The sequence below is a fragment of the Thermoactinomyces vulgaris genome (assembly GCF_003688725.1).
Classification (GTDB): domain Bacteria; phylum Bacillota; class Bacilli; order Thermoactinomycetales; family Thermoactinomycetaceae; genus Thermoactinomyces; species Thermoactinomyces vulgaris.
In genome coordinates this window covers 306,082-331,606 of the sequence record NZ_REFP01000007.1, presented here as the reverse complement: position 1 = coordinate 331,606, position 25,525 = coordinate 306,082, and the positions used below count along the sequence as shown (strand labels likewise).

The 25,525-nt window shown below is 48.0% G+C and carries 30 protein-coding genes and 1 pseudogene; 10 read left to right on the top strand and 21 right to left on the bottom strand.

Annotation, left to right across the window (positions count from 1 at the left end; genetic code table 11):
* Nucleotides 1–11: 11 nt before the first annotated feature.
* The 4 genes from ATH33_RS02055 to ATH33_RS02035 all read right to left on the bottom strand — a co-directional run bounded on the left by ATH33_RS02055 (nt 12) and on the right by ATH33_RS02035 (nt 6,302).
* Nucleotides 12–1,166: a thiolase family protein gene (locus ATH33_RS02055; protein ID WP_121873997.1), complete on the bottom strand. Its 1,155-nt coding sequence runs from the start codon at nt 1,164–1,166 to the stop codon at nt 12–14.
* Between the two features lie 35 nt (nt 1,167–1,201).
* Nucleotides 1,202–2,755, bottom strand: coding sequence for a fatty acid--CoA ligase (locus ATH33_RS02050; RefSeq protein WP_049719888.1), 1,554 nt, complete (start codon nt 2,753–2,755; stop codon nt 1,202–1,204).
* Nucleotides 2,756–2,786: 31 nt separating this feature from the next.
* On the bottom strand, nt 2,787–4,391 hold the full coding sequence (locus tag ATH33_RS02045; protein ID WP_037993574.1) for a long-chain fatty acid--CoA ligase: 1,605 nt from the start codon (nt 4,389–4,391) through the stop codon (nt 2,787–2,789).
* A gap of 201 nt (nt 4,392–4,592) precedes the next feature.
* Nucleotides 4,593–6,302 carry a sigma-54-dependent Fis family transcriptional regulator gene (locus tag ATH33_RS02035; RefSeq protein WP_062842942.1) on the bottom strand — a complete coding sequence of 570 codons (1,710 nt, stop codon included), beginning with the start codon at nt 6,300–6,302 and terminating at the stop codon, nt 4,593–4,595.
* 332 nt (nt 6,303–6,634) lie between these two features.
* Between ATH33_RS02035 and ATH33_RS02025 the strand changes: the two genes are divergently transcribed.
* The 7 genes from ATH33_RS02025 (at nt 6,635) to ATH33_RS01995 (ending at nt 12,707) form a co-directional block, all read left to right on the top strand.
* Nucleotides 6,635–7,060 carry an RrF2 family transcriptional regulator gene (locus ATH33_RS02025; protein ID WP_037993578.1) on the top strand — a complete coding sequence of 142 codons (426 nt, stop codon included), beginning with the start codon at nt 6,635–6,637 and terminating at the stop codon, nt 7,058–7,060.
* Between the two features lie 8 nt (nt 7,061–7,068).
* A complete protein-coding gene (locus tag ATH33_RS02020; protein ID WP_037993776.1) occupies nt 7,069–7,266 on the top strand; it encodes a YezD family protein in 198 nt (65 codons plus the stop codon).
* A 93-nt stretch (nt 7,267–7,359) separates the two neighbouring features.
* Nucleotides 7,360–8,304 (top strand): sulfonate ABC transporter substrate-binding protein, encoded by a 945-nt coding sequence (locus tag ATH33_RS02015; protein ID WP_121873996.1) that lies wholly within the window; start codon nt 7,360–7,362, stop codon nt 8,302–8,304.
* Nucleotides 8,305–8,322: 18 nt separating this feature from the next.
* Nucleotides 8,323–9,468, top strand: a complete 1,146-nt coding sequence (ssuD, locus tag ATH33_RS02010; RefSeq protein WP_062842939.1) for an FMNH2-dependent alkanesulfonate monooxygenase — start codon at nt 8,323–8,325, stop codon at nt 9,466–9,468.
* A complete protein-coding gene (locus ATH33_RS02005; RefSeq protein WP_049719881.1) occupies nt 9,465–10,247 on the top strand; it encodes an ABC transporter permease subunit in 783 nt (260 codons plus the stop codon). Before ssuD ends, ATH33_RS02005 begins: the two co-directional genes overlap by 4 nt.
* A gap of 4 nt (nt 10,248–10,251) precedes the next feature.
* On the top strand, nt 10,252–11,094 hold the full coding sequence (locus ATH33_RS02000; RefSeq protein WP_082240571.1) for an ATP-binding cassette domain-containing protein: 843 nt from the start codon (nt 10,252–10,254) through the stop codon (nt 11,092–11,094).
* 179 nt (nt 11,095–11,273) lie between these two features.
* Nucleotides 11,274–12,707, top strand: coding sequence for an MATE family efflux transporter (locus ATH33_RS01995; RefSeq protein ID WP_069201527.1), 1,434 nt, complete (start codon nt 11,274–11,276; stop codon nt 12,705–12,707).
* A gap of 51 nt (nt 12,708–12,758) precedes the next feature.
* Here the strand turns inward: ATH33_RS01995 and ATH33_RS01990 are convergent.
* The 3 genes and pseudogenes from ATH33_RS01990 to ATH33_RS01980 form a co-directional block, all read right to left on the bottom strand.
* Nucleotides 12,759–12,960: pseudogene (locus ATH33_RS01990) on the bottom strand (hemerythrin domain-containing protein); the annotation flags it as partial.
* A 92-nt stretch (nt 12,961–13,052) separates the two neighbouring features.
* Nucleotides 13,053–14,378, bottom strand: coding sequence for a sensor histidine kinase (locus tag ATH33_RS01985; protein ID WP_049719880.1), 1,326 nt, complete (start codon nt 14,376–14,378; stop codon nt 13,053–13,055).
* A gap of 3 nt (nt 14,379–14,381) precedes the next feature.
* Nucleotides 14,382–15,068: a response regulator transcription factor gene (locus tag ATH33_RS01980; RefSeq protein WP_037993586.1), complete on the bottom strand. Its 687-nt coding sequence runs from the start codon at nt 15,066–15,068 to the stop codon at nt 14,382–14,384.
* A gap of 193 nt (nt 15,069–15,261) precedes the next feature.
* Here ATH33_RS01980 and ATH33_RS01975 point away from each other — a divergent pair, with 193 nt between their 5' ends.
* On the top strand, nt 15,262–15,507 hold the full coding sequence (locus tag ATH33_RS01975; RefSeq protein ID WP_037993588.1) for an SHOCT domain-containing protein: 246 nt from the start codon (nt 15,262–15,264) through the stop codon (nt 15,505–15,507).
* 72 nt (nt 15,508–15,579) lie between these two features.
* Here ATH33_RS01975 and ATH33_RS01970 read toward each other — a convergent pair whose 3' ends face one another.
* Both ATH33_RS01970 and ATH33_RS01965 read right to left on the bottom strand, forming a co-directional pair.
* The gene (locus ATH33_RS01970) at nt 15,580–16,152 is read right to left on the bottom strand and encodes a hypothetical protein (RefSeq protein WP_037993590.1); all 573 of its coding nucleotides are present in this window, start codon (nt 16,150–16,152) and stop codon (nt 15,580–15,582) included.
* A 1-nt stretch (nt 16,153) separates the two neighbouring features.
* Nucleotides 16,154–16,654, bottom strand: a complete 501-nt coding sequence (locus ATH33_RS01965; RefSeq protein ID WP_037993592.1) for a snapalysin family zinc-dependent metalloprotease — start codon at nt 16,652–16,654, stop codon at nt 16,154–16,156.
* Nucleotides 16,655–16,952: 298 nt separating this feature from the next.
* Between ATH33_RS01965 and ATH33_RS01960 the strand changes: the two genes are divergently transcribed.
* Nucleotides 16,953–17,522, top strand: coding sequence for a dihydrofolate reductase family protein (locus tag ATH33_RS01960; RefSeq protein WP_037993593.1), 570 nt, complete (start codon nt 16,953–16,955; stop codon nt 17,520–17,522).
* 41 nt (nt 17,523–17,563) lie between these two features.
* On the opposite strand, the gene ATH33_RS01955 is transcribed toward ATH33_RS01960, so the two are convergent.
* On the bottom strand, nt 17,564–18,382 hold the full coding sequence (locus ATH33_RS01955) for a class I SAM-dependent methyltransferase (protein ID WP_121873994.1): 819 nt from the start codon (nt 18,380–18,382) through the stop codon (nt 17,564–17,566).
* Nucleotides 18,383–18,577: 195 nt separating this feature from the next.
* On the opposite strand from ATH33_RS01955, the gene ATH33_RS01950 reads away from it, so the two are divergent.
* Nucleotides 18,578–19,246: an SOS response-associated peptidase gene (locus tag ATH33_RS01950; RefSeq protein WP_037993594.1), complete on the top strand. Its 669-nt coding sequence runs from the start codon at nt 18,578–18,580 to the stop codon at nt 19,244–19,246.
* Between the two features lie 64 nt (nt 19,247–19,310).
* On the opposite strand, the gene ATH33_RS01945 is transcribed toward ATH33_RS01950, so the two are convergent.
* From ATH33_RS01945 to ATH33_RS13810, 11 genes are all read right to left on the bottom strand, one after another.
* Complete coding sequence (locus ATH33_RS01945; RefSeq protein WP_049719877.1) at nt 19,311–19,511, bottom strand: glycine zipper domain-containing protein; 201 nt, start codon at nt 19,509–19,511, stop codon at nt 19,311–19,313.
* A gap of 93 nt (nt 19,512–19,604) precedes the next feature.
* The gene (locus ATH33_RS01940) at nt 19,605–20,252 is read right to left on the bottom strand and encodes a DUF4272 domain-containing protein (protein WP_121873993.1); all 648 of its coding nucleotides are present in this window, start codon (nt 20,250–20,252) and stop codon (nt 19,605–19,607) included.
* Nucleotides 20,253–20,492: 240 nt separating this feature from the next.
* A complete protein-coding gene (locus tag ATH33_RS01935; protein WP_121873992.1) occupies nt 20,493–21,026 on the bottom strand; it encodes an Imm6 family immunity protein in 534 nt (177 codons plus the stop codon).
* Between the two features lie 235 nt (nt 21,027–21,261).
* Complete coding sequence (locus ATH33_RS01930) at nt 21,262–21,786, bottom strand: Imm6 family immunity protein (protein WP_037993601.1); 525 nt, start codon at nt 21,784–21,786, stop codon at nt 21,262–21,264.
* Between the two features lie 59 nt (nt 21,787–21,845).
* Nucleotides 21,846–22,352 (bottom strand): Imm6 family immunity protein, encoded by a 507-nt coding sequence (locus ATH33_RS01925; protein ID WP_037993603.1) that lies wholly within the window; start codon nt 22,350–22,352, stop codon nt 21,846–21,848.
* A 164-nt stretch (nt 22,353–22,516) separates the two neighbouring features.
* A complete protein-coding gene (locus tag ATH33_RS13480) occupies nt 22,517–22,660 on the bottom strand; it encodes a hypothetical protein (RefSeq protein ID WP_156097703.1) in 144 nt (47 codons plus the stop codon).
* Complete coding sequence (locus ATH33_RS01920; RefSeq protein ID WP_052186624.1) at nt 22,657–23,016, bottom strand: SMI1/KNR4 family protein; 360 nt, start codon at nt 23,014–23,016, stop codon at nt 22,657–22,659. Before ATH33_RS01920 ends, ATH33_RS13480 begins: the two co-directional genes overlap by 4 nt.
* A 150-nt stretch (nt 23,017–23,166) precedes the next feature.
* Complete coding sequence (locus ATH33_RS01915) at nt 23,167–23,685, bottom strand: Imm6 family immunity protein (protein ID WP_037993606.1); 519 nt, start codon at nt 23,683–23,685, stop codon at nt 23,167–23,169.
* Between the two features lie 300 nt (nt 23,686–23,985).
* Nucleotides 23,986–24,231, bottom strand: coding sequence for an SMI1/KNR4 family protein (locus tag ATH33_RS13930; RefSeq protein WP_049719873.1), 246 nt, complete (start codon nt 24,229–24,231; stop codon nt 23,986–23,988).
* Nucleotides 24,232–24,378: 147 nt separating this feature from the next.
* Nucleotides 24,379–25,305 carry an Imm6 family immunity protein gene (locus tag ATH33_RS01905; protein ID WP_062842931.1) on the bottom strand — a complete coding sequence of 309 codons (927 nt, stop codon included), beginning with the start codon at nt 25,303–25,305 and terminating at the stop codon, nt 24,379–24,381.
* Nucleotides 25,306–25,437, bottom strand: coding sequence for a hypothetical protein (locus ATH33_RS13810; protein ID WP_255347150.1), 132 nt, complete (start codon nt 25,435–25,437; stop codon nt 25,306–25,308).
* Between the last annotated feature and the right edge of the window lie 88 nt (nt 25,438–25,525).

Sequence of the window (25,525 nt, the reverse complement as noted above, 5' to 3'; positions counted from 1 at the left end):
TATTCGCCCTTTTATTCATCCAGCCTTTCAATAATGGTTGCATTGGCCATGCCGTATCCCTCGCACATGGTTTGCAGTCCGTACCGGCCGCCGCTTCGTTCCAATTCATGCACCAGGGTCGTCATCAACCGGGCTCCCGAAGCTCCAAGCGGATGTCCAAGTGCAATCGCCCCGCCGTTGGGATTCAGCTTTTCCGGATCAGCGCCCGTTTCACAAAGCCAAGCAAGCGGCACCGGCGCAAAGGCTTCATTCACTTCAAAAAGATCGATCTCTTCCAATTGCAATCCCGCTTTTTTCAGCACCTTTTCCGTTGCAGGAATGGGTCCGGTCAGCATCAGGGTCGGATCGGACCCGGTCACCACACGGGACAAGATGCGAAAGCGGGGCTTTAACCCCAGCTGTTCCGCTTTTTCGCGGGACATCAACAAAATAGCCGCCGCGCCGTCACTGATTTGGCTGGAGTTGCCGGCATGAATTTTTCCGTTCTCCACAAAGGAAGGAGACAAAGCGGCCAGTTTTTCCATGGAAGTGTCTTCCCGCGGCCCTTCGTCCTGATCAATCACCTGTTCGCTTCCGTCGGGCAACCGGACGGCAACCGGCATGATCTCTTGCTTGAAACGCCCTTCTTTGCGTGCTTGTACCGCTTTTTCATGGCTGCGGAGGGAAAATTCGTCCAGCTGCTCCCGCGAAAACCCCCATTTGTCGGCAATGCGCTCCGCCGAAATGCCCTGATGGATCATCTCATACCGGGAAGTAAGCTTTTCACTGAAGACGGCGCCTTGAAAATTGGAAGACATCGGCACGCAGGACATGCTTTCCACGCCAGCCGCCACGACCACATCCATATCCCCGCTCAAAATCGCCTGGGCCGCAAAATGGACGGCTTGCTGGCTGGAACCGCATTGCCGGTCGATGGTGACCCCGGGCACTTCCACCGGAAATCCGGCGATCAATGCGGCCAATCTCCCGATATCTCTTGCTTGTTCGCCGGTTTGCGTCACACACCCCATCAACACATCTTCCACCAGTTCCGGAGGGATTCCGGCCCGCCGGACCACCTCTTTCAACACCATGGCCGCCAAATCGTCCGGGCGGATTCCGCTTAAAGTGCCGTTCCGCCGCCCAATCGGCGTACGAACTGCTTCGATGATAACTGCCTCCCGCATGGTCTATCTCTCCTTTGTTCTTTTTTCACGTTTCATCAGGCTTGGTTTTTGTGTTGGTTTCGCAAAAGAAACTTCTGAATTTTCCCGCTGGCGTTGCGGGGAAGCTGCTTGACAAACCGGTATTCTCTCGGCCGTTTGTAACGGGCCAGTTTTTCGCTTTGCCGGCAAAACCGTTCCAGTTCATCCGCCGTCACCCCCGGATCTTTTTTAACGACATACGCCACCACCCGCTCCCCCCAAGTTTCATCCGGTTCCCCCAACACCGCCACATCCAACACCCCGGGATGCTCATACAGCACGTCCTCCACTTCCCGCGGATAAATATTTTCCCCGCCACTGATAATCATATCATCCAAACGGTCGGCCACCCACAAATATCCGTCTTCGTCCAGATAACCCAGATCCCCTGTATGATACCACCCTTGATGCAGCGCTTTGCCGGTCTCCTCTTCTTTCCGGTAATATCCTTTCATCATGCAAGATCCCCGGACGAGAATCTCCCCGGTCTCACCGGGTTTGAGCACGTCCTCCGGATCCGACGGCACTCCTTCCTTCACACGCACCACCCGGACTTCATGGTTTAAACAAGGCTTTCCGGCGGAACCGGCTTTGGTGATCTGTTCCACTTCCAACAAGAAGGTGACCGCCGGCCCCATTTCCGTCATTCCGTAGGCTTGAACCAAACCGATGCCGAGCTTCTCCCGGCAACGTAGAATCAATGCCGGAGCCATGGGAGCCCCGCCATAGAATCCCAGCCGCAACGACGACAAACGGTACCGGGACAAATCTTCCTGCAACAACATGTTCCACATGGTGGGAGCGGCAAAGAAAACGGTGACCTTCTCCTCCTGCACCAGTTTTAAAACCCGTTTCGGATCAAATTGGCGCATGATCACCTGGCCGGCTCCGATATGCACTCTCGGCAAAAACGCACAATGCAGTTCGGCACAGTGAAACATGGGAGCGGTCACCAGCCCCCGGTCTTTCGGGGTCAAACGCATCATCGCCAAAATGATCAGACTTTGCTCAATCATGTCGCGGTGCCGGTGCATCACGCCTTTGGGCCGGCCGGTGGTCCCGCTGGTGTACATGATGCCGCAAAGGTCCTCTTCCGACACCTCCGCTTCCGGCCGGGTATCCGGAGCCATCCGGATCCGTTTTTGGTAGCTTTCCGCATAACAAGGAGGGTCCCCGTCCGTCATCCAAAACGAGATCCGGGGGAATCTCCCGTGAATCTTTGCGATATGACTTTCCAGCTCTTTTTCAAATAAAACGATTTTGGGTTCGGCATCATGCAAAATATAAGCCACTTCTTCGGCCGTCAAACGGAAATTGACCGGGTTGAAGACCGCGCCGATTTTGGCGCAGGCAAAAAAAGCAGTGGCCAACTCCACGGAGTTGTATAGGTATGTGGAAACCCGGTCCCCCTTTTTCACCCCGGCTGCCAAGAAAGCCCGGGCCAGCCGGTTCACTTCCCGGTCCCACATCCGGTAAGTCCAGCGCCGGTTCTTCTCCACATCAAACAGCGCTTCCTTTTCCGGATACTTTTGAACCGTTTGCTCCAGGATCTTCCCGATGGTTGGGTACATGAACGAAGCGGACCCCCTTTAAAAAAGTGAATCAACCTTTGATATATTTCTTCCGCAATTCCATTTTGAAAAATTTCCCTGCCGAGGTGCGCGGAATAGAGTCCGTGAAAACAAACTCATCCGGCAGCCACCATTTGCTGAACTTCGAAGCCAAAAACGCACGCAATTCCTCTTTGCCGGCTTTTTTTCCTTCTTTCAGCACGACGACCGCCAGCGGGCGCTCCTGCCATTTGGGATGCGGCATGGCAATCACCGCGGCTTCCTTGACCGAAGGATGGGCCATCAGTTCATTTTCCAAATCCACCGAACTGATCCACTCTCCCCCGGATTTAATCAGATCTTTCGTCCGGTCGGTAATCTTCATGTAACCTTCCGGATCAATCGTTGCAACATCCCCGGTTTGAAACCAGCCATCGTCTGTCAACACCTCTTTGGCATCCGGACGGTTATAATAACCGGCCGTCACCCAAGGCCCCCGGATTTGGAGCTCTCCCATCGTTTTCCCATCCCAAGGAACTTCCCGGTCCCCGTCCATCACCCGGATCTCGACAAACGGAACAGGAGTTCCCTGTTTCAATTTGTATGCCAATTGCTCCTCGGCAGGCCTTTCTTTTAAATGGGGCTTCAAATGGGATACAGTTGCCACCGGCGTGGTCTCGGTCATTCCCCATCCGTGCACCGCCTGCAGGCGATGCCGTTCCAATCCCCGGATCAACGATTCAGGCGGGGCAGCCCCTCCGATCAAAAGCTTGAGATCCGGATCCAGATCCCACCGGTCCGGCTTTTCGTCCAGCTTGTTCAACACATCAAACCAAATGGTGGGAACCCCGGCCGCAAAAGTCACTCTTTCTTTTTCCATCAAGTCCAGAAGGTTTTCGGCATCCAGGAACGGACCGGGAAAAACTTGCTTGGCGCCCAACATCACCGAAACAAAAGGAAGCCCCCAGGCATTGACATGAAACATGGGAACAATGGGCATCCCGGCATCCTCACTTGAAATCCCCAACCCGTCTTTGAGCCCCAACATAAAGGAATGCAGCACCAAAGCCCGGTGGGAATAAACCACGCCTTTCGGCTTTCCGGTCGTTCCGGAAGTATAGCACATCACCGCGGCGTCATTTTCGTCCAGCCCGGCATAAGAAAAGGTGTCGCCGGCGCTCCCGAGGAACTGTTCGTAATCTTCACCGAAAGAAGGAACCGGTTGGCCGGTGAGCGGGACAACAATGATTTTTTCCACGTCAATTTGATCCCGAAATTTTTCCAGAAGGGGCAAGAGGATATCATCGACGATCAGAAACCGGTCCCCCGCATGCCGGATGATATAAGCAACTTCCGTGGGATGAAGGCGCAAATTCAGCGTGTGCAAAACCCCGCCGGCAACCGGAACGCCAAGGTACGCTTCCAAATGAACATAATGATTCCACATCAAAGTGGCCACACGATCCCCTTTTTTCAAGCCGGCTTTTTCCAATGCTCCTGCCAACATCCGGGCACGCCGGTAAAAATCCGCGTAAGTATATCGATGCAATGATCGGTCCGGCATTCGGGAGACGATTTCAACAGAACCATACAAATCGTTAGCCCTTTCCAATAAATGCGAAAGCGTCAGCGGAAAAATCATCATGGTGGCACGCATTCCTTAAAATCCCCCCCAGATTCCTTGTAATCCATCATCCAAACAATAAGCAAATCCAATGCCAACGGTGTGCGGAAAAAAGGGCCGGAAAATCCTTTACTCCCTTTCTCCCGAAACGGGATGATTCCGAAAAACCGGACACTTGTCAAAGGTCGGTGTCCGGTTTCCGGACAGCAGGATGGTTCCCCCGGGACCGTTCGTTCAAAACGCATTCGGCAGTTGGTATTTTTTTAATTTTTCGTATAAGACGGAGCGGCTGATTCCCAACAAACGGGCCGCTTTCACTTTATTGCCTCCCGTCTCCAAAAGCGCCTGGCAAATTGCATTTTTTTCTGCTTGTTTCAGCAAACCATCCTCCTTTTGGCATGCGGTTTTTTTCAGGTCCCGCAGGGGAGAGGGGAGATCCTGCCACCGGATGCAACCGTGCCCGGCAAAAATCATCGCCCGTTCCAAAGTGTTTTTTAATTCACGGACATTGCCGGGCCAATGATAATTCAACAAAATTTGTTCTGCTTCGGGATCGATTCCGGTGATGGCGGTCATCAGCTTTTGATTCAGTTCTTTGACAAAGTGCCGGCACAACGGCAAAATATCCTGCTTCCGTTTCCTTAGCGGCGGGATGTGTAGTGCAATGACGTTCAACCGGTAAAAAAGATCCTCCCGGAACGTTCCCTTTCGGATCATCTCTTCCAGGCTTTGATTGGTCGCGGCGATGATCCGTACATCGGTTTCAATCCGTCTGGTGCCGCCGACCCGGTAAAATGATTTTTCCTCCAGCACCCGAAGCAGTTTGGCTTGCAGTTTCAAGGACATGTCGCCAATTTCATCCAAAAACAACGTTCCGCCATCCGCCAATTCCAATTTTCCGGGCTTTCCTTTCTTTCCGGCTCCGGTAAATGCCCCCTCATCGTATCCGAAAAATTCCGCTTCCATTAAATGTTCGGGAACGGCTGCACAGTTGACGGTGACAAACGGTCCGTTTCTGCGCGGACTGTCACCATGAATGGCATGGGCCACCAGCTCTTTCCCGGTTCCGCTTTCCCCGCGGATCAGGATGGTTGAATCCCCGGCGGCCGCTTTTCGGGCACACCGCTTTAACCGCTTCACTTCCGGATCGCTTCCAATCACCTGTTTCCAAGTAAAAAGGGACGGATTGGCCTGCCACTTTCTTCCGGTTTCCGCGTTTTGCCCCTCGTCCAGCTGTTCCAACCGCTTTTTGATTTGATTCCAATGCCGGTATATCACTTTCCCGGCCACCCCCGCCACCTTCCCGCTTTCAAAAACCGGGTAACAGTGAACCAGATACCGGATGCCGTTGGCTTCCAACCATCCGGACACCTCCTCCTTTCCCGTTTTCATCGTGTTTGTCAGCTTCAATCCGGGAAGCATTTGGCCGATCGGTTTTCCCAGCCATTCTTCCCCGGAACAAGCCATGAGTTCGAGCAGGCTTTGGTTGGCAAAAACCATTTTCTCCTCTTCATTCACCAAAAACCAGCCGTCACTTCCTTGTTCCAGGATCCTCTCCATCATCCGGCACCAGGAAAACGCCCTCCTGAGAAGGTCCGACCGGGAAAGCGAACCGGTGACTTGTCCTTCCCGGTTCAACACAAAAACCGTTTCCACCTGACTGTGAACCATTTTTTCCAAGATTTCTTCCCAAGCGGGATTGTAAACAGCAAACGAGTCATCCTGCGGAAAATGATCTTGGATCGGGGCATGAAGCGGCAGCTTTCGCAAAACCATTTGAAGCAAATGGTCCCGGGTGACGGCGCCCAGGAAGGTTCCGCGGGGATCCACCACGGGGATGGCCTCTGATGGGGAACAGAGCAATTTTTCGGCAGCATCCAACACGCTATCCTCCGGATAAAGAAAAACATCCACCTTCTTTAAGATTTCCTGCAGTCGAATCATACTCTCCTCCCGGTAAATTCAGAAAATACTAATTTCATTTTAACAAAAAACCGCTCCAGGCTGTGAAATCGGCTGATCTGCTTCATAAAATGAATTTTGTCCGGATCACAGAAAATAAAATCATAGTAAATCGATGAGAAATTATGAAAATAACAATTGACCCGGATCAAGATTTGTAATACATTAATTTCAAAAGAATATAATGAAACGAACAATTCTTTCAAAAACGGATTGTTTCACCCATTTCCATGCCTTTGCCGAATAGTCGACAAATTCACTCAAGATTGTCAAGAATTCTTTGGCTTGTTTTCAGCTGCAAAGGGGATTGAACAATGAAAGTTTCAACCCGTGGCGAATACGCCTTGCGCACCCTCATTCTTCTCGCACAGCATCCCGCGGTCATCCCCGGTGCCGAAATTTCCGAAAAAACCCGGGTGCCTCTCAATTATCTGGAACAGATCCTGCTTCAGCTGAAAAACCTTGGTTATGTCCAGAGCAAGCGGGGAGTCCGGGGCGGTTATTTTTTGCATAAACCGCCCGAGCAAATCATCATTGGAGAAGTGATCCGGCAGCTGGAAGGGCCATTGGCCCCCATGGGATGTGTCAGCGTGACCGCTTATGATCCCTGTCCACTGGAGGAAGGTTGTTTGTTGAAACCTTTATGGGCCTTCATCCGGGACACCGTTGCCCGGTGTTTGGAACAGACCACTTTAAAAGACTTGCTGGAAGGTCAAATTCCGAATGTCAAAGGGGCGTGAAAACCAAGATGAGACCGTCTGCTGTTTCGGATGAACAAATGCTGCGCATTCAAAAATCATTGGAAGGGCTCGAATACGGGACCGTCGTCATCACAGTCCATGATTCCAACATTGTGCAGATCGACCGCACGGAAAAACACCGTTTCTCGTTGAAAAAATCCCGTCCCTCCCCGGACCGGGCAAATCACAACCAAAAAAGCGTTTAACAGCCGACCAGAAAACTGGAGGCCCCACACCCTGTTTGGACTCAGGGATGTCGGGGCTTTTTTTCATTTTTTAAGCAAGAGGTGAAACGTTTCATGCGTCTGCGATTGATTCCTGTTGCTCTACTCATCACATTACTCTTTCTGACCGCCGGTTGCCGTCCCGGTGAAGCAAATAAAAACGAAATCCGGATCGGTTATCAAAAATTCGGGGTTTTAAGCATCTTGAAAGCCCGCGGATCCTTGGAAAAACGCTTCGAATCCCAAGGGGTCCGGGTAAAGTGGGTCCAATTCCCGGCCGGACCCCAACTTCTGGAAGCCCTTCATGCCGGAAGCATTGACATCGGGGAGACGGGAAACACCCCTCCCATCTTTGCGCAAGCGGCGGGCACCCCGCTGGTGTATATCGGAGCCGGAAAGCCGCGGCCCGAGGCTGAAGCGATTGTCGTCCATCATGACTCACCCATTCATGACATCGGGCAATTGAAAGGGAAGAAAATCGCTTTGAACAAGGGATCCAATGTTCACTATCTGTTGCTTAAAGTATTGGAAAAAGCCGGGCTTTCGTATTCGGATATCCGGCCGGTCTATTTGCCGCCAGCGGATGCCAAAGCGGCTTTTATCAGAAAAAGCGTGGATGCATGGGTCATTTGGGATCCTTATTTTGCCGATGCCCAGACGGATTTGAATGTCCGGATCCTCACGGACGCAAAGGGATACACATCCAACCGCTCCTACTATTTCTCGTCCAAAGACTTTGCACAAGAGAATCCGGACAAGATCCAAATCCTTTTGGATGAATTGCAAAAATCAGCCGAATGGTTTAACCAAAACCCCGATCAAACCGCCAAATTGCTCGCCGAACAAATCGGGATGGACTTGAAGCCGGTCGATATCGCCATCCGGCGGGCGAAATACGGGATTGAACCCGTCAGCCCGGACATTGTTCAGGACCAGCAACAAATTGCCCGGGCTTTCCATGAAACCGGCCTGATCCCCCAATCCGTCCAAGTCCGCGATGTGATTTGGTCACCTAAATAAAATGGAAGGATGAGATTGATGAAACTTTTTTGGTTTCTCCCGACCCATGGAGACGGACGTTATTTGGGAACATCGATCGGAGGGCGCGCCACCGAGTATCCTTATTTGCTCCAAGTGGCTCAAGCCGTGGATCATCTCGGATTCAGCGGGGCGCTCGTCCCCACCGGACGATCCTGTGAGGATGCATGGATTGTGGCGTCCTCTCTGCTTTCGGTCACCAAACGGATGAAATTTTTGGTCGCGGTTCGTCCGGGCATCATTTCCCCTTCAGCTTCTGCGCGCATGGCCGCCACTTTTGACCGTTTGTCCAACGGACGGTTGCTCTTAAATGTCGTCACCGGGGGGGATCCGGTGGAACTGGCCGGGGACGGCATTCATCTCGACCATGACACCCGCTATGAATTGACCGACGAATTTTTAACGGTCTTTCGCCGGATCATGCAAGGGGAAAAAGTTGATTTTCACGGGCGCCATCTCCATATCAAAGGCGGAAGCCTGCTGTTTCCCCCGGTTCAAAATCCGCATCCGCCTTTGTATTTCGGCGGCTCCTCTGCTGCGGGAATGCAAGTGGCCGCAAAACACGCGGATGTTTATCTCACATGGGGAGAACCCCCGTCCCAAGTTGCTTCCAAAATTGAGCAAGTCCGCAAGCTTGCCGCTCAACAAGGAAGAACCGTAACGTTTGGCATTCGCTTGCATGTCATCATCCGCGAAACCGAAAAAGAGGCGTGGAAAGCGGCCGAAGAAATGATCCGCCATTTGGATGAAAAGACCATCCGCAATGCCCAACGTATTTTTTCCCGCTTTGATTCCGTCGGCCAACAACGCATGACCCGGCTTCATCATGGCAAAAAATCCAATTTGGAAATCAGCCCCAATTTGTGGGCCGGAATCGGACTGGTCCGGGGCGGCGCCGGCACAGCGCTGGTCGGGGACCCGCAAACGGTTGCCAAGAGGATCCGGGAATACGCCGATTTGGGAATCGAAACCTTTATTTTGTCCGGCTACCCCCATCTGGAAGAGGCCTACCGGGTTGCGGAATGGCTGTTCCCGGAACTGTCCCTTCCGGCCGGTTCTCTTTACTCCCGGCCGCACGCCGTGAGCCCGTTCGGGGAAATTGTGGCCAATCATCATCTTCCGCAAAAGAAAGGAGAGGTGAAATGAACACCAAAACCATCAGGCCTCATGCACGCAAATTTCACTTTCTCCTGTCTTGGCTGGTTCCGGCCCTGCTGATTGTGCTCTGGCAACTATTCAGCAGCATCGGCTGGATTTCCGACCGGACCTTGCCGGCACCCCTTACGGTGATTGAAGCGGCTGTCCGCTTAACCCGGTCCGGGGAATTGCTGCAGCACATTGCCGACAGCACGGTCCGCGCTCTTTTGGGATTGGGTATCGGCGGCGGAATCGGGCTGCTGCTGGGATTTTTAAACGGAATCTCCCGGGTGGCTGAAAAGCTTCTGGATTCCACGGTGCAAATGTTGCGCAACATTCCTCATCTCGCTTTGATTCCGCTTGCCATCATGTGGTTTGGCATCGGGGAAGAATCCAAATTATTTCTGGTTGCCCTCGGGGTCTTCTTCCCCGTCTATTTAAACACGTTTCACGGCATCCGCCACATTGATCCCGGATTGATTGAAGTGGGCAAAATCTATCAACTCACCCCCGGGTATTTTTTCTGGCACATTCTTTTGCCCAATGCGTTGCCTTCCATCCTCATCGGGCTCCGCTATGCCCTGGGAATCATGTGGCTGACCCTGATCGTGGCCGAAACCATCTCCTTTGATTCCGGCATCGGCTACATGGCCATGAATGCCCGGGAATTTATGCAAATGGATGTCGTGGTGTTAAGCATTCTGCTCTATGCTCTGCTCGGAAAAGCGGCAGACCTTTTGGCGAAAATGTTGGAGAACCGTTGCCTGAAGTGGCGGGAAACCCAATAACCATATGCAATCGCAGGAGGTGTTTCACCTGAACCGTCAACCTTTCGGAACCCGGCTCAACTTGAAAGACTTGCAAAAACAATACGACGGCCGTTTGATTCTGGATCACATCAACCTTCAAATCACCCCGGGAGAATTCATCGCCGTGGTTGGCCGCTCCGGCACCGGAAAAAGCACATTGCTCCGATTGATTGCCGGAATCGAAAAAACCAGCGGGGGAAAAATCATTCAAGACGGAGAATTCCTGACCGGAATCAATTCAGCGGCCCGCATGATGTTTCAGGAATCCCGCCTGTTGCCTTGGAAAAAAGTTTTCCAAAATGTTGCCCTCGGCATCCGGGACAAGCGCCATCGAAAAGAAAAAACCGAATTGATGTTGGAAAAAGTGGGACTCGATCAGTATAAAGATGAATGGCCCCGTATTCTCTCCGGGGGACAACGGCAACGGGTGGCGCTGGCCCGTGCCCTGGTCAGCCGCCCCCGCCTTTTGTTGTTGGATGAACCCTTGGGCGCTTTGGATGCTTTCACCCGGATCGAAATGCAAAAATTGATTGAAGAACTGTGGCAAGAACAAAAATTTACTGCTCTGTTGGTGACGCACGACGTCGAAGAAGCGGTGACTCTGGCAGACCGGGTCATCTTGCTGAAAGACGGCAAAGTCGCAACGGACATTCCGGTGACTCTTCCCAGACCCCGCCAAAGGGACGATGCGCGTTTCTCTTCCCTGACGGGCCGTATCCTGAAGGAAGTCATGGACACTGCCCAACCCTGCCGGAACGAATCATCCGCATCTTCCCACTCCCCTGTGAATCCCGCAAACAAGCTTCCCGAGCCTTCGCGCTTATAATAAATATGCCAGACACAGCGTCTGGCATTTTTTATTTGCCAATCATTTACTTTTATTAACAATAAAAATAAAATTAGATTATCATTTTCATAAAGATTTTCTTTTAACAATATGTTATGATGCTAAAGGGTTTTTTGAGAATCCCTTCATAAAATGACCTGAAAGAAAGGAGGATCAACATGTCTCAACAAGAACAAGCCATATCCGCCAAGAAAATCCCTGAAACCAAAAAAGAGCATTCCATAGATTTTTCTTTACCGATTTGGAAGACGATGATCCCGTTTTTGATCCCGTTAATTTTTAGCAATGCATTGCAATCTTTAGGCGGAACGGTCAGCTCCGTTCTGATCGGAAAACAGTTGGGCGAAAATGCTCTGGCAGCCGCCAGTACGGTATTTCCGCTGACCTTCTTTTTGATCTCCTTTGTGATTGGCCTGGGAAGTGCCAGCTCCGTGCTCATCGGGCAAGCTTTCGGAAGCGGGAACACGGAGAAAATGAAAGAAACTGTCGGCACTTCACTCACTTTTAGTTTTATTTTGGGAGTCATATCTTTAATCATTGGTTGGTTATTTTCGGACCAATTGCTCTCCCTCATGGGAATCTCGGAGGAGATTAAAAACGATTCTTCCAAATTCATGCATGTTCTTTTTCTCGGATTGCCCTTTTTGTTTCCTTATGTGATTTACACCACCTTGTTGCGGGGAACCGGCGATTCGAAAACGCCCTTTTATTTTTTGATCATCAGCACATCCCTGACCATTTTGCTCACCCCCCTGTTTTTGTTCGGATGGGGCGTTCCGCAGATGGGGTTGGAAGGAGCGGCGCTGGCTCAAATCATCGCCAGCCTGGTGACGTTTATCCTGTTGATCCTTTATTTGTTCAAAGTGCGACACCCGCTTGCCTTGGACAGAGATACATTGAAAATGCTGAAATTGAACCCGCAAATTTTGCGATTGATGGTAAAAATCGGGTTGCCGACCAGTATCCAAATGGTTGTCATCTCCGTTTCGGAATTGGCCATTGTCACGTTTGTCAACCATTTCGGGGCAAAAGCCACGGCGGCCTACGGAGTCATTAACCAAGTCATCAACTATGTGCACATTCCGTCCATGAGCTTGTCGATCGCCGTGGGAATCTTCGGCGCCCAACTCATCGGGGCCAATCTTCAAGAAAAACTGACGGAATTAATCAAAACCACCGTATGGTTGAACTATGTGGTCGGCGGCTTTTTGACCATTCTCATCTATGTGTTCAGCCGCCCGATCCTGTCCATGTTCTTGACGGACCCGTCCACCATTGACATCACGCAAAAATCTCTGTTCTTCACCTTGTGGGCGTTCACCGTGCTCGGCCATGCGGTGATTTTATCCGGATTGATGCGCTCCAGCGGCACCGTTTTCTGGCCCACCACCATCATTATCGCAACCATCATTTTGGTGGAAATTCCATGTGCGTTTGTCTTCTCCCGGCTGTTTGGCTTATACGGGGTCTGGATGGCTTATCCCGTTTCCTATTTCGCCACACTCCTCGGACAATACATCTACTACCGGAAGTATTGGAAAGGGAAAAGACATCAACAATTCTTCGAACAGCCGGAACCGGCCAACGGATGACTTCTGCCAAAGAAGAGCCCGTGAATTCAAGATTCACGGGCTCTTTGTTTTTTATTTCATTTCGCTTTTAAAACGCGGGAACAAAATGTTGTTTTCCAAATGAATGTGCTGGAACAAATCCGCTTCCAACCTCTCAAGCATGTGAAAGGTCAGTGCATATGTCCGGCACGCCCCATCCGGCAGTGTGTACCCATTGGTAACCTCTCATTTTCTTGAGGAGCTCCCCGGCCTCACTGTGCTCCGATTCCAAAACAAACATGTGATCACCGTGCCGAAGGACATTTCCGAAAAGGCCAAACGGGCCATTGAAAGAATGGTTTCCATCGGATAAACCATAAGCTGTTTTCAAGAACATCCGTGAAGCGGAAGCCGCCCGGTAAAGACAGCCCCTTTTCCAGGCTGATTTCCGGCAAACAGATCCCCTTGGTGGGCATGAAGGATCCGTTTTGCAATCGTCAGTCCCAAGCCGGTTCCCCCGGTTTTGGGATTTCTTGATTTTTCCGCCCGGTAGAAGGGCTCAAAGACATGGGGCAAATCCTGCTCCGGAATCCCCGGTCCGGTATCGGCAACCGCAAAAACGACTTGATTTCCTTCCTTGCGCCATTGCACGCAGATTTCGCCCCCGGAAGGCGTGTAATAAAACGCATTGTCCATCAGATTGAGCACGGCCCGTTCCAGTAAGTGTTTGTCCCCCCGCACCAAACATTTTTCCGTTTGCCGCTGCACGCAAATCTCAATGTTTTTGGTTTGTGCGACCAGCCGGAATTGATCCACGATTTCTTCCATCCAATCTCCAAAATCAAACGTCTCGCCCCGAACCGCGGACGACGGTTCCTGAAATTCCGTCTTTGCATAAGCAAACAGATCGGATATCAACCGCTCCAGCTGTTCGGCTTTTTGCCTGCACACATGGATATACCTTTCCATTTTCTCCGGGGACCGGACCAACCCTTGCTCCATCCTCCATAAACTGCCCCGCAAAACAAACAGCGGCGTGCGCAGGTCATGGGCGATGGAGGAGATAAAAAAGCGGCGTTCCTCTTCCAATTTTGCCTGTCGGTTCAGCGACTCCCGGAGGCTGTCCCCCATCTTCTCAAATGCCGTCCGGACCTCGGCCACTTCCGTCAACCGGGAGGCAGGCAGCCGGAAATCCAAATTCCCTTTTGCAATTTGTTTGGCAGCTGCACTCATGCCCGAAAGGGGCTTCAGCACATATTTCCCCATCAGCCATCCAATGAGAAAAATCGTGGCAATGACCCCAAAAACAGCGGATAAAACCGCAAATACCTGCTGGTGGTTGTTCAAATACAGATGAACCACTCCCCGGACTTCTCCGTTTTCGATCACGGTCATTTGCCGGCTGTTCCATGGGTTGGGATGCGGACGGCCCGTTTGAAAGATTTTTTGGCCGGACGGATCGGTGATGAAAACGGGAATCCCGGAAGATGCATACTGTTTTTGGAAGGCTTGTTGCCACCCGGGATCTTTCCACTCATCCGCATGCTGCGTGATGTCCCGCATCATTTGGTCAGCCAAAGCCCTTTTGGACTCGGTTTGATGTGCCACGACCGGCTCAAGCACATAGTCCGTGAGGATGTAAAACAATCTCGGCAACAGCACCATGGCCAACAAACCGGCAAAAAGAAACTGGCGGATTCGCAATGTTTTCATGGCTCATGCCCCTTCAAAACGGTACCCGACTCCCCAAACATTGACAATCCATTTGGGATGATTGGGATCTTCTTCGATTTTTTCACGGATTCGGCTGATATGCACAACCACCGTATGTTTGTCCCCCACCCCGTCCCAAAATTTCTCAAGCAATTGATCGTAGGTGAACACTTGGCGGGGATGTTCGGCAAACAAGAGGAGAATGTCAAACTCTTTCGGCGTCAGGGAAACGGGTTTGCCATTTACGAAAACCTCATGCGCCCAGACATCCAAGCGGAGCGGGCCATACCGGAGAACCGCTTTTTGCGGGGAAGCTTGTTTCCGGTAACGGCGAAGAACCGCTTTGACCCGGGCCACCACTTCCACCGGCGTGGCTGACTTGACAATGTAATCGTCCCCGCCAATTCCGAGCCCCCTGATTTTATCCATGTCTCCGTTGCGGGCGCTTAAAAACAAAATGGGAACATCATTGTTTCTCCGGATTTCGCGGCACAGTTCAAAGCCGTCCTGCCCGGGCATCATCACATCCAAAAGGATGCAATCCACCGGCACCTGATTCAACAGTTTAAGCGCTTGTCCCGCATCGAAAGCCTTTTCCACCCGATAACCCTCATCTTCCAGAAAATCCTGCATCAATTCCACGATTTCTTTATCATCATCCACTACCAATATGGTCTCTTTCCTGTCCATGGCGAACCTCCATGCATCCAAAAATCAACTTCATCTTAACACAGCCACTCTGCCCGTTTGAAAAGACAAGCAATTCCTGATGGATTCGTGACCGGTCTGTGACTTTTTCACAAATTTATTTGTGATGAAAAAAATGTATCTTATACCCGTGCAAGGTAGTTTATCTGACCATTTCAATCAGAGAGGTGATCTTATGTTTTTAACCGTACACCCGGCAACCCATGCTCCCTTTTTTCCTTTTTTCATTTTTCCCATTGCATTCTTCTGCCTGCTGATCGCGGCGATTTTGATCTTCCGGTTCATGAACCGCCGTTCCGGTTGCCGCTCTCATTCCACCGGCATCCATCTGGAAGCCGAAGAAATTTTAAAACTCCGCTTGATCAATCATGAAATCAGCGAAGAAGAATACCTGAAAATGAAAGAACTGCTGAGGAAATAACCGACCGGCCGGCAGAACAAAAAAGGAGTCAGGAAACTTGCCCTGACTCCTTTTCTCATCAGAGAAACCATGCTACCGGTTCCCCGGTTCAAACGGAATTTCATTTTCAATGCCCCGTTTCATCTCTTCAATGGCTTTTTGTGATGATTCATCAAAGACAATGTCCCCGTCACCGGAGGCTGAAACCTCTTCCTTGACGGTCAAGGGAACATCCCCGGCATTGGGAACAAGGGTGTACCAATCGTGAACCGAATCGTAAACTGTGGCAAACAGGTAGATTTTCCCGGGGATCAACATCCGGTCCCCGTCAATAGTAAAGAAATCCCCGTTCTCATCATATCCGGCTTGTTGGTTCACCGTTACTTGGCCCACCGCTTTTCCTTTGAGGGTTTCGATCACTTGCACGTCAAACCGGGTTTCAGGAATGGCGCCCGTTGGGTTGCTCCCGGATTTTTCAACCACCTTGCCGATGAAAATATCGCTGGTAAACCCGGAAAGCTTTCGCGGGTCATCGATATCCGTCACATAAGAAGCGGCCGCATTGATCACTTCGGGCTCCTGTTTGGAAAAATGTTGATACGCGACGATCACACCGGTGAAAAGAAACAGCAGTGACGCCGCCACGAAGACATAGCGCTTTTTCATCTTAGTCCCTCCATTTGGCATAATAATCTTGCCGGTCATGGTGAGTCGGTGTGTTATAGGGGTTACAGGTGGAACATTTATACATTAAGATTTTCCGGTAGCTGTATTCTTCATGATCCCCCAAACCCAGAGCATGCCCCATTTCATGGGCGGCCACGCGGGCTTGAACGGGTGTCGTATACTTGTCCATGTAATAGATATTCAAATGAATGGTATCCGCTCCGGATTTCGGCGTGTACAGCCCGTCCCAGCTTGCCGTGGAGTAATTGGCATCATAAAAGATCAAATCCGGTGAGCTTGCCGGATAAATGGATATCGTCGTCAGCTGGTTCCAGGCATAATCCGCATGGTCGACCGCCTTCAGATACCGGGAAGAATTTTTATATCGAATCGCTCCATTTTTCACCGAATCCGAGTCAATGTAATGAGCTGCATATCCGCTCGGAAACAAGCCGAAAAACACCGTCAAAGCCAGAAGCAAAAGAAAGGTGATTTTTTTCAATCCATGAACCTCCTGCTTGTCCATCGATGATCTAATGTGATTTTATCATAAAAATATTCTAAATATAAATAAAAATATATCCACCTTCAATGATGTGTTCCTTTTCCTGTTCAAAATCCGGCTGTTTCCGGCTCATGGTTCATTTTTCTTCCTATAGCTCCATTTCATGATCTTCCGCAAACGCTCCCCATTTTCCTTTAAACAGTCCGTCCACCAATAAACATCGTCTTGACTCCGACGGCTCTTCATGTATCATACATGTATTCCAATCAAATCTTGGCAGAAAGGGAGAACAAGGATGTCCGATCACACCAACCCTAGAAGAATCCTTTTGGATTTGGCCGTGACGTTGGATGGTTTTATTGAAGGGAAAAATGGAGAAATTGATTGGTGCATCATGGAACCGGATATGGACTTCATTTCCTTCCTGAATCAAATCGACACGATTCTGTTTGGCAGAAAAAGTTATGAAATCTGGGAACAATACCGCCCGCACGCCGAAGCACCGGAGATGGAAAAAGAAATTTGGCAACAGATTCAACGCAAAAAGAAAGTTGTCTTCTCCCGGACACGGACGAAAACCGGCCCGCAAGCAACGTTCATCCATGGCCCTCTTTATAAAGAAGTCATGAAAATCAAAAACCAGCCCGGCAAAGACATTTGGCTGTATGGCGGCGCCGATCTCATCGCCTCGTTCATCGATTTGGGGCTGGTGGATGAATTCCGGTTGTCCGTTCACCCTGTTGTTTTGGGAGAAGGAAAACCGTTATTTACCGATTTGAAAAAGCGGCTGAATTTAAAACTGGTGCAAACCCGGACGTTTTCTTCCGGTGTGGTGCAACTGATCTATCATCCAAAAGACAAATAAAAACCATACGCTTAAAAGCGTATGGTTTGGATTGGGTTTTGTCATTTTTCCGCGTGAATGGTGATATGCCCGAACGTTTCGGTTTGGTTAAACAATTTAATCATAAAAGAGAGCCTTTCTTTGGCCTCCCCGGACTTCGCCGCATTTTGCAAAATCTCAATGGTTCGGTCCCACCCCTCGTCATACAGGAGACCATCCAGGGTTAACAGGGTCATCTCCCCTTCTTTGAATTCCACCTTGGAAAAGGGGGTTTGGGCATAGATGCCCTCCCATTTTTTCCGGTCCAATGGTCTGACGATCAAATTCAATGCATGATGCAACAGCTTGACAACAACCGGGTTGTCCGGCAAGGGAACATCCATGATATGTTTCACCATTTTCAACATTTCTTCGGTCGGCTGCCGTTTGATCAACAAATCGTGGGTTCCCAGTTTGCCGCCTTTTTTCAAAACCCGGTAATACTCATTCAAAGCTTTGATTTTATCCTGATCAGGCAGCATTGTCAGCATGGCCTCATTGATCACACCATCAAACGTTTCATCCGCAAACGGCAAATCTCTGGCATCGGCCCTTTGCAGGGTGATTAAATGCTCCACCCCCGCCTGTTTGATATTCTTTTCCGCCTTTTTCAAACTGTCTTGATGCAGGTCCACGCACACAATGCGGCAACCGTATGTTTTGGCCAGATGCACCGCCGTGGTCCCCATGTTTCCCGCGACTTCCAAAAGACAGGAATGTTCATCCGGTTGCAGATGATCAATGATTTTCTGCGTTCCTTTTCTTCCCCCGGGCCGGAGAACCGTTTTCCCCAGACTTGCCAGAAACAGATGCCCGGGCAATTTTGCTGTTGGTGCCGGCATTTTTTCACCTCGTTTTATTTCCTGAACCTTGATCAGGAGGTGTCCTTTGCCTTTATCTTAATTAAATGGATTGTGCCCTTCCGTTAAATCCATCACACTTGTCTTCCCGGGATTCCTCCGTCCGGGTTGACCCGAAGACCCGCTTTCTCTATGATGGGGAAAAAGAAAAACTCCCGCTTGGGATGGTGTGATCTTATGTGCGGACGCTTTTCGCTGGCCATGGATTTCAACCTTTTACAAGAAAAATTCGGGTTCACGTTTCCCGATGAGTGGAACCCGCGATACAACATTGCTCCCAGCCAACCCGTCCTCACAGTGACCCGACAGGGAAACCGCCGTGTCGGACAACCCATGCGATGGGGGCTGGTTCCCTTTTGGGCCAAGGATCCCAAAATCGGCTACAAAATGATCAATGCCCGCGCGGAAACCTTGGACGAAAGGCCTGCTTACAAGCATCCTTTCCGCAAACAACGCTGCTTGATCCCGGCGGACGGCTTTTATGAATGGAAAAGAAGCGGAAAAACCAAACAGCCTTACCGGTTTCAAATCAAGGGCGGGGAACCGTTTGCTTTTGCCGGGCTGTGGGACCAATGGAAACAAGGAACAGACTTTTTGTATACCTGCACCATTATCACCACCCGGCCCAATGCCCTCGTCAAAGAGGTGCACAACCGGATGCCAGTCATCCTGAGGGAAGACGACTATGAAACCTGGCTGGATCCGGAAATGAACAACCCCGTTGTTTTGCAGTCACTGCTTGAACCTTATCCGGAAGAACAAATGGAATCCTATCCCGTGTCACAACGGGTCAACTCCCCCAAAAACGATGATCCGTCCCTCATCGAACCGGCTGTTCAGGGATAAGCCCCAGCAAACATAAAAAACCAGGGATGGTTTCCCTGGTTTTCGTTCGCTTTGCAAGCAAACATTAATCTTTCTCTTCTTTGTCGTTACTGAATGCATAACCGGCTCCGCCCAAGCCGGCGCCAATGGCAACCCCGATCGCCATCCAAAGCCCCAGGTTATCCATGGCCAACCCAATGCCGACGCCGATGGCAACGCCAATCGCCATGCCGAAACCCATTGACTTTCCCATTTTGTTCTCTTGGTCCTTTTGATCTTTGGTCATGTTGTTACCTCCAATGGAAAATATACCAAACCATCATACCGCTATGTATATACCCGAAAAATAAGAACTTGAACCATATAAGCATCCATACCCTTAATCATCCCATTCATCCACCCATCCGCAAACCCAATTCCACGCATGGATGCGTTCATAAGCAACCAACAGGTCAAATGGAAGCGTTTCTCCTTTTTCATAAGCTTCGGCCTGTTGGTGGTAAATTTGCAAATGCCGCTCCAGCATTTGTACAATCTCTTCCACCGGGCGCAAACGGGCTTTCCTGATAAAGGCTTCCAGGGAATCTCCCGGCATCGGCAACACATCCTGCATCACGGTCCCGTCACACCGGTCGAACGGCGGTTCCAGGGATTCAACCAAATCGAGGCTCCATAACAACGCAAGCAAACCTTCGATACGCCACGTCAAAAGATGCGATTGCAGGGCTTGTTGCTTCCACCGGATTTCTTCCGGGGAGAGACCGGAAACCGGAATCCGGAAAATCTCTTTCTCCTGCTGGCTCAAATGTTCCCACAATCCCTCTTCGTGTGCCCATTTCACCACCTCTTCCGGCGCAGGATGAAAAATCACGCCCTGCAACAAATGGAGCGCCAAAGCCCGCCAGGCCACATCCTCCGCCGGACGCACGCTCACTTCCCTTCTCTTCGGCTCAACCGGAAAACCGAAGATCATCACCACACGCTCCCCGCCGGGATCCATCACGACTTGTTTCTGCATCTCCGCCATCGGCCAACACCTCTTATGTTCTAAAAATTCACCTGTGCCATTTTAACCAAAAACATTTTATTTTCTATTGATTTCATTATCCTTGAATAACAAAGACATATCAATTAATACATCATCCTCACCATGGCGGAAATACATCAATCGATAGAAACCCAAGAAAACAGCCCGCTCCTGTCAACCAAAGCGGGTTTCTTTAAACAAGACAAAAAATAATACAGCAAATATCTCATTGAATCCTTTTTACGCTATCAAATTCAATAATTCTTCTCTTTGGATCTTCTTGTCACTGTCCGGCGGATAATTTTTAAGCAGGTATTCCTTTAATCGCTCAGCCCATTCTTCTTGGTAGCCGTTTACTTTTCTTATTTCTTCCATAAACACCTCATCAATAAATTCGTCGTGTGCAATATTAACGGTTTGAGGACATTGATTTAACTCACCATCATAAACATAGGCTTGTCTTGTGGCGCAAGCTGCTGCATACAATACACAGTCAAACACTTGCTTTACTTGGGGATCACCTGATACCGGCATCTCACAGTCGATTTCTTCAATATAGAGAACAAATAACCCTTGATCTTCATCGTCTTCTAACTGGTCATACAATTCGTCACCACGATACTTCTTTCCCTCCACCCATTCCCAGCACATATTCATCGTTTCTCTGATTTGAGAATACCATCGGCAATTGACCAATTTATCAATTACTCTCTCTGTCAATGTTAATACGAATGCCACTTTTGCATCGTCATTTACATGATTGCACCAACGCATTCGTTAACCCTCCGTATCCATCAATGATAATATTTATACCATTTCTCCATCCTGTTTACTTCCAATTCAGAGCCATGCTGATCATCAATGATCAAGCCATATCACTGAGGACGGGAACCCTGCCATGGTGGAACAAGGATATATCAAAACCCAAGAAAACAGCCCGCTCCTTCAACCGGAGCGGGTTCTTTTCATCAGGCCGGAAACGGTGCCCCCATGACCCATTGAATCCTTTTTACGCTATCAAATTCAATAATTCTTCTCTTTGAATTTTCTTGTCACTGCCTGGCGGATAATTTTTAAGCAGGTATTCCTTTAATCGCTCAGCCCATTCTTCTTGGTAGCCGTTTACTTTTCTTATTTCTTCCATAAACCGGTGATCAATCATCTCATCATTTATACTTTCAATCGGTTGAGGAAGTTCATTTTCCATCTTATCAAATTTAAACCCTGACCATATCGTGTAACATACTGCATCAAAAACACACCAAAAAGCTGACTCTGCCTGTAAATCTCCCTGAAAAGGATCTGTTTCTATTATCCCGATAACAAATAACCCTTCATCTTCATCATCCACTTCCATATAAAGATCACATCCACTCACCTTTTTTTCCTCGACCCACATCCAACACAGATCCATCGTCTCTTTCACAATCTGATACCAATCATTATAAGGAGTTAAGTTATTCAATATTTTTTCTGACAGTGCTAAATAATAAGCCGCTTTCGCATCCATTTTTACTTTCTTATACCACTTCATCCCTGTTGCCTCCTCAAATGCAGATCAGCAAACCGGATTTGCCATCAACTTTTCTGCGGTCAATTGAGCTTTTTGTTTTTTATGACAGATATCATGCTTTCTCGATGAACCACCTTGTGATTCACCATTAAAAACTGAAGGAGTTTCTCTGAGATCTCTTTATACCGGGCTCCGATGGAATGAAATTGCTCAATAAAATACAAAATGAAATCTTCGTCAACTTCTTCTATAGGTGCCGGAAGATATTTTTCACCGCGCTCCTGATAAGCTTTCCAAGTCGTATATGAAATCGCACTGACCACACAAATCCAAACCCTCTGCTTTACAGCATCTTTTTCTAACTGCATCAAGATAAAAAGCCCGGTTTCATCAATGTTATCCAAAAATTCATAGAGACAATCTCCTGAAATCCTTTTGGTCTCCACCCAATCCCAACATGCTTTTAAAGCTTCCGAAGCTTTTTCATACCCGTCAGAACCAGACAGCTTTTGGATAATTGTTTCTGATAAGGTCAGTAAATAAGCGACTTGAGCATCAGAACGCAATTGAGTTACTTTGGTGAACATACCGGGTTGCTCCTTCATCTGAACCATTTCCCATTTTCTTTATGTAAATTTTTTCCGAATCCTGAGTATTTCATATTCTTCCGTTCCCTTCCCATCTCAATGTATCGTCAAGTTTCCCCTTCAATAAAGACCTCGCCATATTATTTATAGTGGGGAAAAATCTTTTAAAAGCCGCATTCATCTTTAACAACATTGATATAATAATTTTCTTTGGCATCCAGCTTTCGTAAAAAGTCTTCAAGGGATTCCGCAATGATCACCCCTGCATAGTCAATCGGATGGATTCCTTCTCTAGTCTCTTGACTCAAATCAAAAAAATCAAGTCATCATTACCCAAGAAAAAAAACGGGAACAAATGTGGATCCTCTGCAATTTCCTCAACCAAAAAGTAATCTTCCCAAATATCTTCACCCAAGATCAAATCTGCGATGGAATGGGGACCCATAATCAGGTTATCAAAAGTCTTCTGATGAAAGCACATAAAGCCATATCCAATCTGCGAGTAAAATTCCCGTAACTCTTTTGGAAACGTTCGATTCAGTCTTTTTTCTGCTTCTTCAACTTCACTTCTATCAAGAGGATAAAATTTATGTTTATACTCTGGTGGTGCTTGAACCTTTTCGGATGGAAGGGCATATTTTTTCAAAAAAGAGAAGTCACACATTGTTCTGATCACCTTTCAAGATATGAGATCAATCATAATTTCACCGCATCATTTAGTTATGGCCCATAAAAACATGGTATCCCTGTTGCCATCTTTTACAAAACCATGGTCCGCTCCTGTCTCACCGGAAACGGACATCCAAAGAACTTTTTATGAAATTATGTTCAACAACTCTTCTCTTTTGATCTTCTTGTCACTGCCTGACGGATAATGTTTCAGCAGGTATTCCTTTAAACGATCAGCCCATTCTTCTTGATATCCGACTGTTTTTACTATTTTTTCCATAAACTCATCTATCGTCCTGTCACTTTCACCTTCAAGAGATTGCGGCAGATATTCTTTTTCATATTGATAGGCTTGCCAGCACGTATAACACACTGCATCCAATACACATGCCCAGACTAATTTAACTTGGGGACTATATACTTTATCGCTCTCATATGCCACCCCTTCAATAAAAATCAATCCTTCCTCATCTTCGTTCTCCACATTCTCATAAAGATCATCACCATGATTCTTCTTCTCTTCCACCCATTCCCAACAAGCATCCATCGAAGTCCTCACTATTGCGTACCAATCATAATTTTCTATTGGATCAAGAACTCTCTCAGTCATTGTTAATAAAAATGCCGCTTTCGCATCCATATTTACTTTTTTATACCATTCCATCTCTTATCACCTCCGATTCATGGGGGTTGTCACATGGAGGGAAACATTATTCAAGAACCTATTCGTCATCAACGTATAAATAATAATTTTCTTTAGCATCTAATTTTCGTAAAAAGTCTTCAAGGGATTCCGCAATGATAATACCTGTATAGTCAACGGGATGGATTCCTTCTCTAGTCTCTTAACTCAAATCGAAAAAAATCATGGAATCATTTCCTACATCAAAAAAGGGGAATCGGTGTGGTTGCTCTGCTATTTCATCCACTAAATAGTAATCTTCCCAGATATCTTCACCCAAGATCAAATCTGCGATGAATGGGGACCCATAATCAGGTTATCAAAAGTCTTCTGATGAAAGCACATAAAGCCATATCCCATCCGCAAGTAAAATTCCCGTAACTCTTTTGGAAACGTTCGATTCAGTCTTTTTTCTGCTTCTTCAACTTCACTTCTATCAAGAGGATAAAATTTATGTTTATACTCTGGTGGTGCTTGAACCTTTTCGGATGGAAGGACATATTTTTTCAAAAAAGAGAAATCACACATTGTTCTGATCACCTTTCAAAATATGAGATCAATCATGATTTCACCGCATCATTATATAACCCATAAAAACATGGTACCCCTGCTGTCATCTTTAACAAAACCAAAGCCCGCTCCTGTCTCACCGGAAACGGACATCCAAACAACTTTTTATGAAATTATGTTCAACAACTCTTCTCTTTTAATCTTCTTGTCACTGTCTGGCGGATAATGTTTCAGCAGGTATTCCTTTAAACGCTCAGCCCATTCTTCTTGATATCCATCTACTTTTGCTATCTCTTTTGTAAATTCATCAATTATTTCATCATCAACGGTTTCAATTGGTTGTGGAACAGCTATCGCATTTTCATATTCATAAGCCTGCCAAATCGTATATTCCATCGCATAATTAAAACATAACCAAATCACCTCTTGCTGAGGATCTTCTGCAAACTCATAATACATGGCGACTCCCTGAGCTTCATCATTTACAAAAACTTCATAAATATCATCGGCATGATGCTTTTTTTCTTCCACCCATCCCCAGCACATGCTGATTGCCTTTCTTACATCTTTTTTCCCTTCAGCTACCTGATTAATGATTTTTTCAGTTAAACAGAGTAAATATGCCACTCCAGCCTCACTATTAATATTCATATACCATTGCATAAATCTTCCTCCAAGTAATTCCTCAAAAATCCCGCGCTCCATAAATAACGGAATAGAATTAATCCTCAACCTCTTATAAGTAAATCGTACATAATAATCTTGTTCGGCATCTAACTTTCTTAAAAACTCTTCCAATGAATTTGCAACCTTCAGACCTGTATAATCTACGGAGTGATTTCTGTTATCTGTTTCCAGACTCAAATCCAAGGAAATCATGATATCATCGCCAACCTCAAAAAAAGGAAATAAGTGTGATTCCTCTGCGAATTCATCTGACAGATAATAATCTTCATAGACATTTATACCCAAAAGCAGATCCGCCACGGAACCCGGATCCATAATCCGATTGATGGACATCCGATCTTTGATTGTCCACATAAAGCCGTAACCAATCTGCAAATAAAATTCCCTTAACTCTTTTGGGAACATTCAATTGAGTCTTTTTTCCGCTTCTTCCACTTCACTTATATCAAGAGGATAAAATTTATGTTTATACTCTGGTGGTGCTTGAACCTTTTCGGATGGAAGGACATATTTTTTCAAAAAAGAAAAGTCGCTCATTGCTCTGATCACCTTTCAAGATATGAGATCAATGATTTCACCGCATCATTAGATAACCCATTGAAACATGTTACCCCTGCTGCCATCT